The organism is Pseudonocardia sp. Ae505_Ps2, assembly GCF_001932425.1.
GTDB lineage: Bacteria > Actinomycetota > Actinomycetes > Mycobacteriales > Pseudonocardiaceae > Pseudonocardia.
Map to the genome: position 1 here is coordinate 4438472 of NZ_MCIP01000001.1, position 16588 is coordinate 4455059.

Genomic DNA, 16588 nt, shown 5'->3' on the forward strand with positions numbered 1-16588 from the left:
AGAACCGACCATGTCCACGACCACCGAGGCGGCCGGCCCGCCGCGCACCCAGCCGGCCCCCACCGAGCGGACCCGCAGCACGACCGACCGCAGCACGACCGACCGCACCGCCACCGACCGCATCGCCGGCGCCACCGCCGTCGCCCGCACGGTGCCCGACTCGGACCCCTACGTGCTCTACGAGCGCGGCGAGGACGTGTTCCTGGCCGCGGGCACCGCCGCCGAGATCGTGCTGGGTCCCGACGGCCTGACCGTCACCGCGCCCACCGGCACCCGGCACGAACCGCTCGGCGCGGACCCGCTCGGCCAGGTCTCCGCCGCCCTCGCCGAGGTCGGCGGCACCGGGTGGCAGGCGTTCGGCTGGGCGTCGTTCGAGCTGGCCCACCTCCTGCACGGCGGGGAGCTGCCCGCGGACACCGGCACCCTGCTGCACCTGCTGCTTCCCCGCCACACCGCGCACCTGCACCCCGGCGGCGTGGACGTCGACACCGCCGACGACGCCGTCGCACGGGCCTGGCGCGACGCGATCCTCGGTGCCGGGAACGCAGCACCCCGCACCGGGCCGGCGGTGACCGTCGACGAGTCCGCCCGCGCCGAGGCCTACCGCGGCTCGGTGGCCGCCGCCGTCGCCGAGATCGGTGAGGACCGCTTCCGCAAGGTCATCCTGTCCCGCACCGTCCCGGTCACCGAGCCGGTCGACCTGCCCGCCACCTACCGGCACGGCCGGGCGCACAACACCCCGGCCCGCTCGTTCCTGCTGCGCCTCGGTGGGCTGGAGGCGGCCGGGTTCAGCCCGGAGACCGTCGTCGAGGTCGCCGCGGACGGGACCTTCTCCACCCAGCCGCTGGCCGGCACCCGGGCCCGGTCCGGCGAGCCGGAACGCGACGCCGAGCTGTCCGACGAGCTGCGGCGCGACCCCAAGGAGATCTACGAGCACGCGGTGTCGGTCCAGGTCGCCCAGGACGAGGTGTGCGAGGTGAGCGACCCGGACGCCGTCGTCGTGGAGGAGTTCATGCGGGTGGTCGAGCGCGGCAGCGTGCAGCACCTCGCGTCCCGCGTCCGCGGCAGGCTCCGGCCCGGCGCCACCGCCTGGGACGCGCTGGGACGGCTGTTCCCCGCGGTCACCGCGTCCGGGCTGCCGAAGGCCCCGGCGTGCGAGGCGATCAGCCGCCACGAGGGAGCACGCGGCCTCTACAGCGGCGCGGTGCTGACCGTCGACCACACCGGTGCGCTCGACGCCGCGCTCGTGCTGCGCGCCATCTACCGCGCGCAGGGCCGGACCTGGCTCCGCGCCGGGGCCGGCATCGTCGGCGCGTCCACCCCGGAACGGGAGCTGGAGGAGACCCGGGAGAAGCTGCGCAGCGTCAGCCGGTTCCTGGTCGGAGAGGAGACGACGTGACCGTGCTCATCGACGGGGCGCTCGGCTGGCCCGACGCGGACGTGGAGCGCTACCGGCGGGAGGGCTACTGGGGCGAGGACACCCTCGGTGACCTGCTGGGACAGTGGGCCGGGCGGTACGGCGACGCCGTCGCCGTCGTCGCGGGGCCCAGCCGGCGGACCTACGCCGAGCTGGACCGGGCCGCGGACGCCCGCGCCCGCTCGCTGCGGGCACTCGGCATCGCCGAGGGCGACCGCGTCGTGGTCCACCTGCCCAACACCGCCGAGTTCCCGGTGACCCTGTTCGGGCTGCTGCGGGCCGGGGCGGTGCCGGTGCTGACCCTGCCCGCGCACCGGCAGGCCGAGATCGAGCACCTCGCCGCGCTCTCCGGGGCCGTCGCCTACGTCGGACCCGACGTCGTCGAGGGCTTCGACCACCGCGAGCTCGCACTGCAGGTGGCGAAGGCGGTCCCCTCGTTGCGGCACCTCCTCGTCGACGGCGAGCCGCTGCCGGGGACGACCGCGATCGCCGACCTGCCCGCCGGCACCGCCGAGCCGCTCCCGCGGCCCGACCCCGGACAGGTCGCGGTCCTGCTCGTCTCCGGCGGCACCACGGGCAAGCCGAAGCTGATCCCGCGCACCCACCGCGACTACGCCTACAACGCCCGGGCCAGCGCCGAGGTCTGCGCGCTGACCGCCGACGACGTCTACCTCGCCTGCCTGCCGCTGGCGCACAACTTCCCGCTGGCCTGCCCGGGCCTGCTCGGCGCCCTCGGGGTCGGGGCCACGGTCGTCCTCGCGCCGGTCCCGAGCCCCGACGTCACCCTCGGGCTGGTCGCGGCCGAGGGCGTCACGGTCACCGCGATGGTGCCGCCGCTGCTGCGGCTCTGGGCCGACCTCGCCGGCGACGGCCGCGGGTCCTGGGACCTGTCGACCCTGCGCCTGGTCCAGGTCGGTGGGGCCAAGTGCGACGCGACGCTCGCCCGCCGGGTCCGTCCCGAGCTCGGCGCCGCCGTGCAGCAGGTCTTCGGGATGGCCGAGGGGCTGCTGAACTACACCCGGCTCGACGACCCCGACGACCTCGTCGCGGTCAGCCAGGGGCGCCCGCTCAGCCCGGCCGACGAGGTCCGGGTCGTCGACCGCGACGGCACCGACGTCGCGGAGGGGACGGCGGGGGAGCTGTGGACCCGTGGCCCGTACACGCTGCGGGGCTACTACCGGGCCCGCGAGCACGACGCGACGTCGTTCACCCCGGACGGCTACTACCGCACCGGCGACCTGGTGCGCCGCCTTCCGACCGGGCACCTCGTGGTCGAGGGCCGGATCAAGGACGTTGTGAACCGCGGCGGCGAGAACGTCGCGGCCACCGAGCTGGAGGAGCACCTGCTGGCGCACCCGGACATCGCCGGCGCGGCCGTCATCGGGATCCCGGACGACGACCTGGGCGAGGCGGTGTGCGCGGTGATCGTCCCGGCGCCCGGCGCGACCCCGCCGAAGCGGCGTCACCTGCGCACCTTCCTGACCGAGCGCGGGCTGGCCCGCTTCATGTCCCCGGACCGGGTCGTCGTCCGGGACGACCTGCCGCTCACCGCCGTCGGTAAGATCGACAAGCGGGCACTGGGTGCGCTGCTCGCCGCCGAGAGCGAGGTGCGCGGATGACGGTCACGACCCTCAACGGCATCCGGCTCTCCTGGACCGACCACGGAGGCGACGGCCCGCCCGTCGTCCTGGTGATGGGCACCGGCAGCCCGGGACGGGTCTGGCAGACCCACCAGGTGCCCGCACTCCGCGAGGCCGGCCACCGCGTCGTGACCCTCGACAACCGGGGCATCCCGCCGACCGACGAGTGCGCGCACGGGTTCACCGTCGACGACATGGCCGCCGACGTGCTCGCCCTGGTCACCCACCTCGACGCGGGCCCGGCGGCGCTCGTCGGCACCTCGCTCGGCTCCCGCGTCGTGATCGAGGCGGCGCTGGCCCGGCCGGACCTGGTCACCCGGGTCGTCGCGATGGCCGCGCACGCCCGGCTCGGCCCCGTGCAGCGGGCGATCACCGCGGGCGAGATCGCACTCGCCGACGCCGGGGTCGAGCTGCCCGAGGACTACCACGCCGCGGTGTCCGCGTTGCAGTACCTGTCGCCGTCGACCGTGCGTGCCGACCGGGAGGCCCAGGACTGGCTCGACGTCCTGGCGTTCGCCGGGGCGGGGGTGTCGAAGGGGCACCGGGCCCAGCTGCAGGTGTCGATGGACCTGGGGGACCGGACCGAGGCCTACCGGGCGCTCGCCGTGCCGCTGCTGGTGCTCGCCTTCGCCGACGACGCCGCGATCCCGCGGCACCTGAGCCGCGAGGTCGCCGACGCCGTGCCCGGTGCCCGGTACGTCGAGATCGCCGACGCCGGGCACTACGGCTACCTCGAGCGGCCCGCCGAGGTGAACCGGGCGACGGTCGCGTTCCTCAGCGGCCGGTAGCGGGCGCGGCGGCCACCCGCTCCAGCGCCGGGCGCAGCCGGTCGAGGAGCCAGCCGGTGGACACCACGTTCGGTGCCTGCAGCGCGATCGCCTCGTCGAGGCCGATCGGGACGTAGGTCGTGCGGGCCAGCGCCCGCGCGACCACCGGGTTGCCCTCGAACCGCCGTCGGTCGGCCGGGGTCGGGAAGCTCATGACGACCAGGTCGGCCTCGGCCAGGCGACCCGCCTCCTCGTAGGACAGCGCGACCGTGCCGGGGGCGACCTCGTCACCGGCGGGCGGGTCGGGGGCGAAGGTCGGCGGCAGGCCCAGCCCGAGCGCGCGGGTCAGCGCGGTGGACTGGTTCGCGGGGTCGACGATGACCGGGATGACGTCGCCCCGTGCCTGTCCGACCAGCACCGACCGGCCGGCGAGACCGGGCAGCTGGGCCCGCAACGCGCCGACGGCGCCGTCGGCCCGCGCCACCAGCTCCTCGGCCCGCTCCGGTGCCCCGAGGGCCGCGCCGATCCGCCGGGCGTCGTCCTCCATCGGGGCGCCGAACAGCACGTCGCGGTAGACGACGGTCGGGGCGATCGCGCTCAGGCGCTCGTAGGCGTCGCGGTCGGTCACCAGGTAGGACGACACGGCCAGGATGACGTCCGGGCGGTACGCCGCGATCCGCTCCAGCGGCAGCGGCTCCAGCTCACTGATCGTCAGCACCCCGTCCGGGAACGGCGCGAGGTAGGGCGCCTGCGGCTGCGACTCCCCGGCGTTGCGCAGGCCACCGACGACGTCCGCCCCGAGCGCCCTGGCGACCGCGACGTCGGCCGACCCCAGCGCGACGACCCGCTGCGGACGGGCCGGGATCGTCGTCGTCCCGAAGGCGTGGTCCAGCGTCAGCGGGAACGCGGCGTCCGCTCCCTGCGGACCGGCCGCCTGCGGTGCGGCGGAGCATCCGGCGACGAGCAGCATGGCCGCGACGACGAGTGCGACGACGGTGGCGACGACCGACGGGCGGGCCGAGCCGAGCGGTGGGGTGTGCACGTTCCGACAGTCGTCCGCGGGCCGCTCCCGGTTCCGGCGAGCGGCGTTCCCCACACCCGCGGCGCCCGTCCGCGCGCGATGTCCCCCGGCGGAGCGCGGCCGCCGCGCCCGTTGCGCCCCGGCGCTCGGGTCACGCGGGTCCTCCCGTGGGCGTCCGGGTCGGCGCCGGGAAGGCGGCCGCGACGGCGCCGGGGGCGCGGCCGGGGCCGGGCGTGTCGGCGAAGGTCTGGGCGATCGCGACCCACTCCGCGGCCACCGGACCGGTCGTGGTCACGTCGGTGTCCTCGACGTGCCGGCGCTGGGTGGCGACCAGGCAGAAGCCGAGCGCGGAACCGGTGACCCGGTCCGCGGCGTCCTCCGGGCCCCAGGTCCACGAGGCGCCGGAGGGGGCGAGCAGCTCGACCCGCACGGGCACCTGCGGGACCTCGCGGCCGTTGTTGCGGAAGGTGAAGCCGAAGGTCTGCACGCCGAGGTGGGCGACGTGGCGCAGCCGGTCCGTCGGCTCCCGGAGCACCCCGAGCGCGTCGGCGACGTCCTGGCCGTGCGCCCAGGTCTCCATCAGCCGGGCGGTGACCGAGGACAGGGCACTCATGTCGGGCCCGTACCAGGGCAGCCGGGTCTTCGGCTCGATGCCGCGGAACGTGCCGACGAGGGCGTCGCGGGCCCCGGCGAACCACGCCCGGACCTCCTCCGCCCCGAGCCCGGCGTGGTCCGCGGCGACCCGGTCGGGGAAGCCGGGACCCAGCTCCCGCGGCGCGGCCGCCCGCGACCGGAAGGTCTCCGGGTCCGTCGCGGCGAGGGCGGCGGCCTCGTCGAAGTAGGCGAGATGGGTGAGCTGGTCGCGGACGCTCCAGCCCTCGGCCGGGGTCGGCGCGCCGATCCCGGCGTCGTCGAGGTCGGCGACCATCGCCCGGACGACCGCGCTCTCGGCCTCCAGGTCGTCGAGGACCGCGTCCATGGACACCATGGTCAGATGCTCTCCTGCCGGACGGGCGCGCCGTAGGTCACGTCGCTCGTGTGGGGCCGTCACCTCGCTGCCACGGCCTGCGGATCATGGTGGACCGTGTCGAGGACATCGGGAAGTACAGAGGAGGACATCGGGAAGCACGGACGACCGATTGCGTGACCGATCCCCGGGGACCGCGCCCTTCGTAACGTCACCGCCGGGTCGCCCGTCCCGCACCTCGGCACGCGACAGCGCGACGGGAGGCCCCCGCGGCGACCGATCGCCCGGCTGGTGCACCGGGCCCGCCACGGTCCCGGTGGGAGAGGGGTAGACGTGAGGATCACGATCCTGGGACGCGGCACCGTCGGCGGCGGCCTGGCCGCGCTCTGGTCGGCCGCCGGGCACACCGTCACCGGTCTGGGCCGCGACGGTGGTGACGCGACCGGGGCCGACGTGCTCGTCGTCGCCGTCCCCGGGGACCAGGTCGCCGACGCGCTGGGCCGGACGACCGGGATCGCCGGCGTCCCTGCGATCGACGCCACCAACGTCTACGGACCGCGCGACCCGGAGCACGAGTCGAACGCGCACCTCGTCCGCTCCCGGACGGGCGGGCCCGTCGCGAAGTCCTTCTGCGCGAACTTCGCGTCCGAGTACCCGCGCCTGGCGACACAGACCACGCCCCCGGGCAACCTGGTGGCGGCCGACCCCGCTATCCGTACGCTCGTCGACCGGCTCAACCGGGACGCGGGGTTCGACCCGATCCACGTCGGCGGCCTGGAGGCGGCCCGGGCGATCGAGGACGCCGGCCCGTTGCTGATCGCGATCGCCCGCAACGGGACCGGCCCGTTCTTCTACCGGATCACCCCGACCGCCGGTTAGGCGGTCACGCCCAGCGGAGCGGGTCGTCCTCCAGCGCGGAGCGGTCCCAGCGCCCGAGGTCCGCGGCCGCCTCGTAGGTCGTGCGGAGGAACTCGGCGACCGCGCGGTCCGGGTCGGGTGCGGCGCGGGCGACCTCGTAGGGCAGCAGGAACTGCTGGAAGTCCGGGCTGTAGAAGGCACCGTCGGGGCCGACCGGGGCCTCGGCGAAGCCGTCGGGCGCGGGGTACGCATACGAGTAGAAGGCGCCCTCCTCGCCGCCACCGGGCCAGAACCCGCAGCTGGACAGCTCCCGCGAGTAGCCCTCGACCATGACCCAGTCGCCGCAGTTGGGCACCCCGCCCGGGTGCGCCGGCGCCGGCCTCCCGGAGAAGCGGGTGCAGGCCATGTCCATGCTGCCCCAGAAGAAGTGCACCGGGCTGACCTTGCCGACGAAGTGCGCCCGGAACTCACCGAGCACGCGGTTCACCTGCAGCAGCTGCCGCCAGAACAGGGTGGCGGCCTCGGCGTCGTAGGAGGCGTGGGTGAGGTCCTCGGCGAACGGGATCGCCGGGTCGACCTCGTTGGGGTGCGGCCGGATCGGCGCGGAGATGCCGAGCCGGCCGAGCACGTCCAGGACGGCGCCGTAGAACTCGGCCACCGACATCGGCGCCAGGTCGAAGCCGAGCGCGCCGCCGTCGCTGCTGCGGACCTCGAGCCGGTGGCCGAGCAGGTCGAGCTCGATCTCGAAGGCCCCGGTGCCGTACGGGACGGCCGACGTCGTCAGGCCCCGCGCGCTCGGGTACAGGGTCACCTGCCACCAGTGGTTGATCAGCGGGGCGTGTGCCATCCGGATCTTGCCCACGATCTGGGTCCACATGTGCAGGGTCTCGCGGGTGGTGGTCCAGTCCGCCACGCGCAGGCTCGGCCAGCTCGTCGTCGTGCTGCTCATCGGTCTCCTCGTGGATCGGCCGGACCGGGGTCGCGTTCCCGGTCCCGGCGGTGACGCGGCCCGGGTGGTGTCCACCGGGGCCGCGGATGTGGCGCCGGCGACCGGTCAGTCGGTGACCCTGCTGGTCGCCCGGTACTCGAGGTGGGCGAGCTCGGGATGGCGCGCCAGCCAGGCAGCGACGAACGGGCAGATCGCGAGTACCCGCAGCCCGTCGGCCTGCGCCGACGCGATGCCCTCGCGGGCCAGCGCCGATCCCACCCCGCGTCCCTCGAAGGCCGGGTCGACCTCGGTGTGCACGAAGGCGACGAGCTCCGGCGTGCGTACGTACGCGGCGACGCCGGCGAGCGTCGTGCCGTCGTGGGCCTCGAACCGGTTCGCGGAGCGGTTGTCGGTGACGACGATCATGTGGGGCCTCTCTCCGTGGTCGCCCGTCGACCGGGCCGGCGGTACTCGGGGGTGGTCCGGGGCCGGGACCCCGCCCGCGCCCCGGATCATCGAGGCGAGGTGGGTCAGGCTATCGGTCACGATCGCGCTGCCGCGGTCGACGACCGGGTTCGACGCCGGTCGCGCGGAACACCGGTGACGTCGGGACCCCCGCACGTCCCGGGCGCATCGGTGGGGGCGGGTCGGATCACCCGGCGAGTGTCGGGTCCGGCCGGTCCCGGCGGATCGGTCGCCGGATCGGTCACCGGACGATCCGGACGACGCGGCTACGGTGGCCCGACGGATCCGCCGTGCCACGGGGAGCAGGCGGGACGAGGCTGCGGGGGGTCATGGAGCTGTTCGGACGGCGTGCCGAGACCGCGGCACTGGAGCGGCTGCTGGCACGCGCGGCCGACGGCGCGGGTGCGGCGCTCGTGCTGTGGGGGGAGCCGGGGATCGGCAAGACCGCACTGGTCGACCACGTCGTCGACGCCGCGTCCGGGGCCACGGTGCTGCGGACCAGGGGCACCCGGATGGAGACGGGGCTCGCCTTCGGCGCACTGCACGCGCTGCTCTGGCCGGTCCTCGACCGGCTCGACGCGCTCCCGGACCCGCAGGCCGCCGCACTGCGCGGCGCGCTCGGGGTCAGCCGGGACCCGGCCAACCGCTTCCTCATCGGCGCGGCCGTGGTGTCGCTGCTCTCCGGCCTGGCCCGAGACCGGCCGGTGCTCGTCGTCGTCGACGACGCGCAGTGGGTCGACGAGGCGACCGCGCACTGTCTGGGCTTCCTCGCGCGTCGGGTGCGGACCGAGCCGGTCGTGGTGATCCTGACCGACCACGCCGACCCGGCCCAGGGGCCCTGGGAGGGGGTGCCGGCGCTGGAGGTCGTGGGACTCGCCGACGACGACGCCCGCCGGCTGGTCGCGGCCGCCGTCCCCGACGCCGACGAGGCCCTCGTCGACGACACGGTCGCGATGGCGGCGGGCAACCCGCTCGCGCTGCAGGAGCTGCCCACCGTCGGGCGCGAGGCCGACGACGAGGCGTCCGGGGAGCCGATGCCGGTGGGGCCCCGGCTGCGGCAGGCGTTCTGCGCCCGCGCCGAGGCGCTGAAACCGGCCACCCGAGCGTTGCTGCTGCTGGCGGCCGCGGACGGGCGGGGCGACCGGCACGTCGTCGACCGGGCCGGGGCCGGGTGGGGTGTCGACGCCTCCACCTGGGACGAGGCGCTGCGCTCCGGCCTGCTGCACGCCTCGGGCACCCGCCTCCGGTTCCGCCACCCGCTGGTCCCGGCCGCCCTCTACGACGGCGCCCCCGTCACCGACCGCCGGACCGCGCACCGGGCGCTGGCCGCGGCGCTGCCGGCCGAGGACGTCGAGCACCGCGCCTGGCACCTGGCGGCCGCCGCGGACGGCCCCGACGAGGACGTCGCGGCGCTGCTGGAGCAGGCGGCCGCCAGGTGCCTGGAGCGCAGCGCCGGTCCACTGGCGGCACGCACGCTGCGGCGGGCGGCCGACCTGTCGCCGGACCCCGCGGACGCCGCACGCCGGCTGGCGGTCGCCGCCCGCGCCGCCTGGGGCGCCGGCGACGCCGAGGGAGCCCGGCGACTGCTCGACGACGCCGAGGGCCGGGGCGGGGCGGAGCCCGTCGTGCGGTACAGCGGCGGGCTGCGCGGGATCCTCGAGTTCACCACGGGTCTCCCCGAACGCGCCCACCACTACCTGGTGGGGGACATGGCCGTCGTCGCGGGGACCCGCACGGCGATGGAGCTGGGCACGGTGGCGGCCCGCGCGGCGTGGTCGGCGGGCCGCCCGGACCTGCAGCAGGCCGCGCTGCAGCGGCTGCTCGCCCTCGACCCCGGCGGCGTCCCGGAGCTGGCACCGGTCATGCCGACACTGCGGGCCTGGTGGGCCTGCTACGACGGGACCGGCCGGGCGGCCGGGTCGCTCCCGGCCCCGGACGCGGCCACCGTCGGCCTGCTCGGGACCGTGCCGTGGGAGCTGCTGCCGCCCGTGCCGCTGGTCCAGGCCTGCGGGGTCGAGGGGCCGCTGCACGACGTGCTGCGGGTGCAGGCCGCGCAGCTGCGGCGGCGGCACGAGTTCGCCGCGCTCGCGATGGTGCTCGCACAGAGCGCGGTCCTCGACGCCGCGGCGGGCCGGTGGGAGACCGCCGAGGCCGGCGCCACCGAGGGCCTGCGGCTGGCCGAGGAGGTGGGGGCGAACCACGTGGCGAGCCAGTGCCGGCTCTGTCTGGCGAACCTGGCCGCAGCCCGCGGCGACGCCCCCGGCCTGGAGGAACACACCACCCGGGCGCTGGCGGTCTCGGTCCGGCAGGAGGTGCGCGCGCTCACCGCGTCGGTGTACTGGGTGCGCGGCCGGGCGGCGCTGTTCGACGGCAGGCCCCGCGACGCACTGCACCACCTGATGCCGCTCGACGAGCCCGGCCACGAGGCCGCACACCCCACCTTCGCACTGCTCGCCGCCCCGGACACCGCCGAGGCCGCGACGCACGAGGGGCGCACGGAGACGGCCTCGGCCCGGCTGGCGGCCGTCGAGAGGTGGGCCCGGCGGACCGATGCCCACTGGGCGCGTACCGCTGCGCACCGTCTGCGCGCCCTGGTCGCCGGCGGGCCGGACACGGAGGCCGCGTACCGCGCCGCGCTCGACGGCGCGGGTGCCGTCCCGGATCCGTTCGAGCGGGCCCGTACCCGGCTGCTGTATGGCGAATGGCTCCGTCGGGTCCGCCGTCGCGCCGACGCCCGGCACGAGCTCGCCGGGGCGGCCGAGGCCTTCGGCCGCCTCGGCGCGGAGCCGCTGCGGGCGCGGGCGCTGCGGGAGCTGGGGCTGGCCGCGCAGTCCGGGGTGCGGCACGAGCCGGCCGCCGCCGGGCTCACCGCCCAGGAGCTGCGGGTCGCCCAGCTGGCCGCCGAGGGGCTCACCAACCGGGAGATCGCGGCCCGGCTGCTGATCAGCCACCGCACGGTCGGGCACCACCTGGGCAGCGTCTACCCCAAGCTCGGCGTCACCTCCCGGGCCGAGCTCGCACGGATCGACATGGCGGGCGACCTGAGGTTCCGCACCCCCGGGCACGAGTGACCCGGACCGCCGGCCCGTCGCCGGGCGGCGGAGCTCAGAAGCCGCGCGCGAGCCGGTGGTAGGCGTTGTTCCAGCGCAGCTCGTGCAGGAACGTCCGCGGCCGTGTGGTGTCGCCGATGTGCACCAGCTCGGTGCCGACGATCTCGGCGAGGTCGTCGACGGCCTCGACCCCGACGGCGGTCGACAGCACCGTGTGGTGTGGGCCGCCCGCCATCAGCCAGCACTCGGCCGAGGTCGCGAGCGAGGGCTCCGGGACCCACGTCGCCGTCGCCACCGGGAGCCTCGGCATCGGCTCGTCCGGGTCGACGACCTCGATGTCGTTGCTGACCAGGCGGAACCGCTCCCCGAGGTCGCAGATGCCGAGCACGACGCCCGGGCCGGGGTCGGCGGTGAACCGCAGCCGGACCGGGTCCTCCCGCCCGCCGATGCCCAGCGGGTGGATCTCCAGCGACGGCCGGGACCCGGTGATGCTCGGGCAGACCTCCAGCATGTGCGCCCCGAGTATGCGCTCGTGGCCGGGACGCAGGTGGTAGGTGTAGTCCTCCATGAACGACGTGCCGCCGGGCAGCCCGGTGGCGACGACCTTCACCGCGCGCAGCATGGCCGCGGTCTTCCAGTCGCCCTCGGCGCCGAAGCCGTAGCCGTCGGCCATCAGGCGCTGCACCGCGAGCCCGGGGAGCTGACGCAGACCGCCGAGGTCCTCGAAGTTCGTGGTGAACGCCTGCGCCCCGGTGGACTCCAGGAACGAGCGCAGCCCGATCTCGACCCGCGCGCCGTAGCGGAGCGCGTCGTGCCGGGCGCCGTCGGGGAGCAGCTCGGACGCGACGTCGTAGACCTCGGCGTACTCGCCGACGAGCTTGTCGACGTCGGCGTCGGAGACCTGGTCCACCACGGCGACCAGGTCGTTGACGCCGTAGGTCTGCACCGACATCCCGAAGACCCGGGTGGCCTCGACGCGGTCGCCGTCGGTCACGGCGACGTCGCGCATGGTGTCACCGAACCGGACGAACCTCAGCGCGCGCAGCTCCGCGGCACCGGCGGCCGCACGCGTCCAGGTCCCGATGCGGTCGCGGAGCACCGGGTCGGACACGTGCCCGGCGACGGTCTTGCGGGCCAGGCCGAGCCGGGTCTGGACGTAGCCGAACTCGCGGTCGCCGTGCGCGGCCTGGTTGAGGTTCATGAAGTCCATGTCGATCTCCGACCAGGGGAGGTCGACGTCGGCCTGGGTGTGCAGGTGCAGCAGCGGCCGGGTCAGGGCCTCGAGCCCGGGGATCCACATCTTCGCCGGGGAGAAGGTGTGCATCCAGGTGATGACGCCGAGGCACCGGTCGTCGGCGTTGGCCTCCAGGCAGATCCGTCGGATCGCGTCGGCGTCGGTGAGCACGGGCTTCCACACCACCCGCACCGGGATCTCGTCGGCGGCGTCGAGCCGGGCGGCGACGGCCGCGGACTGGTCGGCGACCTGGGCGAGGGTCTCCTCGCCGTAGAGGCCCTGGCTCCCGGTCAGGAACCAGACCTCGTAGCTGTCGAGCAGCGAGCCGCTCATCAGACTTCCCTCCTTCGGGGTCGGGCGGAGCTCAGCGCTGCCCGTAGACGTTCTGGTAGCGGTCCCAGAGGCTGTCGATCTGGTCCTGGGGGATGGGCACGGTGTCGCCGAGCTGGCGGGCGAGGTGCACGGTGCGGGCGACGTCCTCGCACATCACCGCGGCCTTGACCGCGGAGCGGGCGTCGGCGCCGACGGTGAACACGCCGTGGTTCTGCATGATCACGGCGGGGGAGCGGCTGCCGGTCAGGGTCTCCACGACGCCGCGGCCGATCGACTCGTCGCCGATCAGCGAGAACGGGCCGATCGGGATGTCCCCGCCGAACTCGTCGCTCATCGCGGTGAGCACGCAGGGGATCGGCTCGGCGCGCGCCGCCCACGCGCTGGCGTAGGTGGAGTGGGTGTGCACCACCCCGCCGACCTCGGGCATGGCCCGGTAGACGTGGGCGTGCGCCGCGGTGTCCGACGACGGCGTCAGGTCGCCCTCGACCGGGGCGCCGTGCAGGTCGCACAGCACCATGTTCTGCGGGGTCAGGTCGTCGTAGGAGATCCCGCTGGGCTTGATGACCATCAGGTCGTGGCCGGGCACGCGGGCCGAGACGTTCCCCGCGGTCCAGACGACGAGCTCGTAGCGCACCAGCTCGGCGTGCAGCGCGCACACCTGCTCGCGCAGCCGCGCCACGGTGGCGGCGAGCTCGGGGGAGGCCAGGGTGTCGGTCATGCGTCGAGGTCTCCTTCTCGCTGGGCGCGGGCCTCGCGGCGGATCGCGCGCAGGCGGTGCATCACGTCGTCGCCGCCCCGGCCGAAGTGGTCGTGCAGGCGGGTGTACTCGGCGAACAGGGCGTCGTAGGACTTCGCCGACTCCTCGTCGGGCAGGTGTGCGCCCTCGCGGACGCGACCCATCGCGGCGGCCGCGGTGGGAACGTCGGGGTGGACGCCCGCGGCCACGGCCGCGTGGATCGCCGAGCCCAGGGCCGGGCCCTGCCCGGCCTCGACGACGGTGAGCGGCAGCCGGGTCACGTCGGCGTAGATCTGCATGAGCAGCGCGTTGCGGGTGAGCCCGCCGGAGACGATCAGCTCGGTCACCGGGACGCCGGAGGCCGCGAAGGTCTCCACGATCATCCGGGTGCCGAACGCGGTGGCCTCCAGCAGCGCCCGGTAGGTGTCCTCGGGCCGGGTCGCGAGGGTCTGTCCGAGGACGACGCCGGACAGCTCGTGGTCCACCAGCACCGAGCGGTTGCCCGAGTGCCAGTCCAGCGCGACGAGCCCGTGCTCACCGACCGCCTGCCCGGCGGCCAGCTCGGTCAGGTACTCGTGCAGGTCGAGCCCCCGCGCGCGGGCCGCCTCGTGGTACGCGGGCGGCACGCCGTGCTCGACGAACCACCCGAAGATGTCGCCGACGCCGCTCTGCCCGGCCTCGTAGCCCCAGAGCCCGGAGACGATGCCGCCGTCGACGACCCCGCACATGCCTGGCACCTCGCGCAGCACGTCGGAACTCATGACGTGGCAGGTGCTGGTGCCCATGATCGCGACCATCTGTCCCGGCCGGACGGCGTTCGCCGCCGCGGCGGTGACGTGCGCGTCGACGTTGCCGACGGCGACCGCGATCCCCTCGGGCAGCCCGGTCCAGCCTGCCGCCTCGGCGGTCAGCGTCCCGGCGACGGTGCCCAGCTCGCCGATCTCGTGGGCGACCTTGGTCTCGGCGAACCCGGCGAAGGCCGGGTTCAGCGCGCCGAGGAAGTCACGGCCGGGGTAGGCGCCGTCCTGCAGGATGCCCTTGTAGCCGGCCGAGCAGGCGTTGCGGACGTAGCGGCCGCACAGCTGCCAGACGATCCAGTCCGCGGCCTCGACCCAGCGCTCGGTCCGGGCGTAGACCGCGGGGGCCTCCTCCAGGATCTGCAGGCCCTTCGCGAACTCCCACTCCGAGGAGATGAACCCGCCGTAGCGGGGCAGCCAGCTCTCGTCCCGCTCGGCGGCGAGGGCGTTGATCCGGTTGGCCTGCGGCTGGGCGGCGTGGTGGCGCCAGAGCTTGGTGTAGGCGTGCGGCTCGTCGGCCAGGTCGGGCACCTCGTTGAGCGGGGTGCCGTCGCGCAGGGTCGGGACCATGGTGCAGGCGGTGAAGTCGGTGGCGATGCCGACCACCCGCACGGGGTCCACCCCGGCGGCGGCGACCGCACCGGGGACGGCGTGGCGCAGGACGTCGACGTAGTCCGACGGCACCTGCAGCGCCCAGTCCGGCGGCAGCCGGAGGTCCGGCCGCCCCGGCAGGGCGTCGGTGAGGACGGCGTGGGTGTAGGCGTGGACGGCGGAGCCCAGCTCGGCCCCGTCGGCCGCACGGACGACGACCGCCCGTCCGGACAGCGTCCCGAAGTCGACGCCCACCACGAGGGCGTCGGCGAGGTCGATCGGTGGTCGGATCATGAGCACTTCCTCGGGTCACGAACACGGCCGGCCGAGCGATCGGACGGCGAGCGAATGTTATCGCTAACAGAAGGCGAACTCAACGGTCCGGTGCGGATGCCCCGTGGACGACGGCCGGCTGTACGACACGTTCACGTCGATCATGAGGTCGCTGATCGACACGGACCGGCCGGCCGGATAACGGAGCGGTAACGGCGCCTTCCCTGCCGGCGCGTCTGTAGTTAGCGTTCACATTCCTGGGTGCGCCGGTCCGGTCGGGCGGGACCCACCCGCCGCCGTCTCGACGAGGAGATCGCCTGTGTTCACGAGGATGCGCACCGTCGCCGTCGGTGCCCTGCTGGTGCTGGGGCTGGCCGCCTGTGGTGGACAGGGAGCCGGGGGAGGTGGCGGGGCCGGGGCCGGTGCGGCACCCGGCGACCTGACGGTCGGCGTCTCGATGCCGACCCAGACCTCCGAGCGGTGGATCGCCGACGGCAACGCCGTCCGCGACCAGCTCACCGCCGCCGGCTACAAGGTCGACCTGCAGTACGGGGGCGACGACATCCCCACCCAGTCCCAGCAGATCGACCAGATGGTCACCAGCGGTGCGGACCTGCTGATCGTCGCGGCCATCGACGGGACCGCCCTGTCCGGGCAGCTGCAGGCCGCCAAGGACGCCGGCATCCCCGTGATCGCCTACGACCGGCTGATCCGGCAGAGCCCGAACGTCGACTTCTACGTCACCTTCGACAACTTCCAGGTCGGCGTCGCCCAGGCGAAGGCGCTGCTGCGCGGCATGGGCCTGCAGAACGCCGACGGGTCACCCGGTCCGAAGAAGGGCCCGGTCGTCGTCGAGCTGTTCGCGGGCTCCCTCGACGACAACAACGCCTTCTACTTCTTCGACGGCGCCATGTCGGTGCTGAAGCCGCTGATCGACAACGGCACGATCCGGGTCAAGAGCGGCCAGACGACCATCGAGCAGACCGCCACGCTGCGCTGGGGCCAGGAGACCGCCCAGAAGCGGATGGAGGACCTGCTCACCTCCACCTACAACGACGGCAGCCGGCCCGACGGCATCCTGTCGCCCTTCGACGGCATCTCCCGCGGCGTCATCACCGCCCTGCAGAACGCGGGCTTCGGCACCCCGGCCAAGCCGATGCCGACCGTCACCGGGCAGGACGCCGAGATCGCCTCGGTCAAGCTGATCGACGACGGGGTGCAGAGCTCCACGGTCTTCAAGGACACCCGCAAGCTCGCCGAGCAGGCCGTCGTCGCCGCGAAGGCGTTCCTCTCCGGCGGCACCCCGCAGGCCAACGACACCACCACCTACGACAACGGGGTGAAGGTCGTGCCGTCCTACCTGCTGCCGGTCCGGACGGTGTTCAAGGCCGACATCCGGCCCGTCCTCGTCGACTCCGGCTACTACACGGCGCAGGACGTCGCCCGCGGCCGCCAGGGCTGAGCCCCGCGACCGGCCGCACCCCACCTTCCGTGACGGAGGACGACGTGAC

General features: G+C 75.0%; 13 protein-coding genes. 6 read left to right on the forward strand and 7 right to left on the reverse strand.

Annotated features, from left to right (window positions below; all coding sequences use genetic code 11):
* Positions 1-10: 10 nt before the first annotated feature.
* From Ae505Ps2_RS20820 to Ae505Ps2_RS20830, 3 genes are read left to right on the forward strand one after another with little or no spacing between them, the layout of a single operon-like run.
* Positions 11-1399 carry a salicylate synthase gene (locus tag Ae505Ps2_RS20820; RefSeq protein ID WP_083695876.1) on the forward strand — a complete coding sequence of 463 codons (1389 nt, stop codon included), beginning with the start codon at positions 11-13 and terminating at the stop codon, positions 1397-1399.
* Positions 1396-3036, forward strand: coding sequence for an AMP-binding protein (locus Ae505Ps2_RS20825; RefSeq protein ID WP_075306635.1), 1641 nt, complete (start codon positions 1396-1398; stop codon positions 3034-3036). Before Ae505Ps2_RS20820 ends, Ae505Ps2_RS20825 begins: the two co-directional genes overlap by 4 nt.
* Positions 3033-3845 carry an alpha/beta fold hydrolase gene (locus tag Ae505Ps2_RS20830; protein ID WP_075306634.1) on the forward strand — a complete coding sequence of 271 codons (813 nt, stop codon included), beginning with the start codon at positions 3033-3035 and terminating at the stop codon, positions 3843-3845. Before Ae505Ps2_RS20825 ends, Ae505Ps2_RS20830 begins: the two co-directional genes overlap by 4 nt.
* Here Ae505Ps2_RS20830 and Ae505Ps2_RS20835 read toward each other — a convergent pair.
* A complete protein-coding gene (locus Ae505Ps2_RS20835) occupies positions 3832-4866 on the reverse strand; it encodes an ABC transporter substrate-binding protein (RefSeq protein WP_139320201.1) in 1035 nt (344 codons plus the stop codon). The genes Ae505Ps2_RS20830 and Ae505Ps2_RS20835 overlap by 14 nt on opposite strands.
* 130 nt (positions 4867-4996) lie before the next feature.
* Entirely contained in the window at positions 4997-5824 is an 828-nt protein-coding gene (locus Ae505Ps2_RS20840) for a TIGR03084 family metal-binding protein (RefSeq protein WP_349289835.1), read from the reverse strand.
* 321 nt (positions 5825-6145) lie between these two features.
* Between Ae505Ps2_RS20840 and Ae505Ps2_RS20845 the strand changes: the two genes are divergently transcribed.
* Entirely contained in the window at positions 6146-6691 is a 546-nt protein-coding gene (locus Ae505Ps2_RS20845; RefSeq protein ID WP_020625921.1) for a hypothetical protein, read from the forward strand.
* A gap of 4 nt (positions 6692-6695) precedes the next feature.
* Here the strand turns inward: Ae505Ps2_RS20845 and Ae505Ps2_RS20850 are convergent, their stop codons facing one another.
* Both Ae505Ps2_RS20850 and Ae505Ps2_RS20855 read right to left on the reverse strand, forming a co-directional pair.
* Positions 6696-7619, reverse strand: a complete 924-nt coding sequence (locus tag Ae505Ps2_RS20850; RefSeq protein WP_075306631.1) for a DUF5996 family protein — start codon at positions 7617-7619, stop codon at positions 6696-6698.
* A gap of 105 nt (positions 7620-7724) precedes the next feature.
* Positions 7725-8024, reverse strand: a complete 300-nt coding sequence (locus tag Ae505Ps2_RS20855) for a GNAT family N-acetyltransferase (RefSeq protein ID WP_020625919.1) — start codon at positions 8022-8024, stop codon at positions 7725-7727.
* A 368-nt stretch (positions 8025-8392) separates the two neighbouring features.
* Here Ae505Ps2_RS20855 and Ae505Ps2_RS20865 point away from each other — a divergent pair, with 368 nt between their 5' ends.
* Complete coding sequence (locus Ae505Ps2_RS20865; RefSeq protein ID WP_075306630.1) at positions 8393-11134, forward strand: LuxR family transcriptional regulator; 2742 nt, start codon at positions 8393-8395, stop codon at positions 11132-11134.
* A gap of 34 nt (positions 11135-11168) precedes the next feature.
* Here Ae505Ps2_RS20865 and araA read toward each other — a convergent pair whose 3' ends face one another.
* From araA to araB, 3 genes are read right to left on the reverse strand one after another with little or no spacing between them, the layout of a single operon-like run.
* Positions 11169-12680, reverse strand: a complete 1512-nt coding sequence (gene araA / locus Ae505Ps2_RS20870) for an L-arabinose isomerase (protein ID WP_075553903.1) — start codon at positions 12678-12680, stop codon at positions 11169-11171.
* Positions 12681-12711: 31 nt separating this feature from the next.
* The gene (locus tag Ae505Ps2_RS20875; RefSeq protein ID WP_075306628.1) at positions 12712-13398 is read right to left on the reverse strand and encodes an L-ribulose-5-phosphate 4-epimerase; all 687 of its coding nucleotides are present in this window, start codon (positions 13396-13398) and stop codon (positions 12712-12714) included.
* Complete coding sequence (araB, locus tag Ae505Ps2_RS20880; RefSeq protein WP_075333361.1) at positions 13395-15098, reverse strand: ribulokinase; 1704 nt, start codon at positions 15096-15098, stop codon at positions 13395-13397. Before araB ends, Ae505Ps2_RS20875 begins: the two co-directional genes overlap by 4 nt.
* Before the next feature lie 298 nt (positions 15099-15396).
* On the opposite strand from araB, the gene chvE reads away from it, so the two are divergent.
* Positions 15397-16539, forward strand: a complete 1143-nt coding sequence (chvE, locus tag Ae505Ps2_RS20885; RefSeq protein ID WP_226351002.1) for a multiple monosaccharide ABC transporter substrate-binding protein — start codon at positions 15397-15399, stop codon at positions 16537-16539.
* Positions 16540-16588: the final 49 nt, after the last annotated feature.